The sequence below is a fragment of the Streptococcus mitis genome (assembly GCF_946188695.1).
Taxonomy (GTDB): domain Bacteria; phylum Bacillota; class Bacilli; order Lactobacillales; family Streptococcaceae; genus Streptococcus; species Streptococcus mitis_DF.
On record NZ_CAMHWI010000054.1, the window covers coordinates 1 to 352 of the forward strand.

1 pseudogene is annotated in these 352 nt (G+C 43.8%); it reads right to left on the bottom strand.

Going from position 1 to position 352, the window contains the following annotated elements:
• Positions 1–352 (bottom strand): annotated as a pseudogene (locus N8L33_RS09960) (IS30 family transposase); the annotation flags it as partial.

Genomic DNA, 352 nt, shown 5'->3' on the forward strand with positions numbered 1-352 from the left:
CCGAGGGAAATCAATGGGCTTGGCTGTCAGATATCCTAGCTTGGCATGTCGATACACCGTAGCTTTCGACACAGGTAAGTTATGTGTCTGAATGATATGGTAGATGCTTTGTTTCTTCTGGATGCCTTGGGTTAAGACCTTGTCCATCTGATAAAAACTTTCCTTGTTTAGGGGAATGCCCTCTCTGGACTCCCTCAACATAGTCTCGTACTGTTCCTGTGCCTTTTTCGCGTAGTAAAGATAGCGGTTAAACCCACAATCCTTTCTCTTTTTTGGACAGTTGTTACAGACATAAGGAGCTTTTTTGAGAAGAGGGCAATCCGTGCAATCAGATTTGACAGATGTTGGATGA